This window comes from Fundidesulfovibrio sp. (assembly GCF_058402725.1).
Map to the genome: position 1 here is coordinate 3159 of NZ_JBZVFJ010000353.1, position 505 is coordinate 3663.

The window sequence follows — 505 nt, forward strand, 5'->3', positions numbered from 1 at the left end:
GGCGCAGTCGCCCAGCGGGGCCACCCGGTCGCACAGCCCGCGCAGGGCCGTGAGCTGGCCGCGCAGGGTCTCCAGACGCCCGATGCGCTCGCTCACGTGGGCGATGTGCGCCTCCAGGAGCTGGTTCACCCCGCCGCAGTCCTTGCCCGGGTCGCGCCGCAGGTCCGTGAGCGCGCGGATCTCCTCCAGGCTCATCTCCAGCACCCGGCAGTTGCGCACGAAGCGCAGGGCCTCCAGATGGTCGCGCCCGTAGAGCCGGTAGTTGTTCTCCCCGCGCTCGGGCGGGTCCAGGAGCCCCTCGCGTTCGTAGTAGCGAACGGTCTCCACCGTGCAGCCCGCCTGGCGGGCCAGTTCCCCGATGCGCATGGATTCCTCCGAAACGTCTTGACCCTGTAGCTACTTCAGGGTGTCTCCTCGCGCAAGCGCGAAGCCCCGGGCCGCGCGAAGGAGCCCCATGACCATCCAGACGTACCGCATCCCGGACATGGACTGCCCGGACGAAGCC

General features: G+C 70.5%; 1 protein-coding gene. It reads right to left on the minus strand.

Annotated elements, in window-relative coordinates; genetic code table 11:
* Window positions 1-366: Cd(II)/Pb(II)-responsive transcriptional regulator (gene cadR / locus ACV4UX_RS19540; protein ID WP_491594942.1), on the minus strand; the 366-nt coding region annotated here is incomplete at its 3' end.
* Between the last annotated feature and the right edge of the window lie 139 nt (window positions 367-505).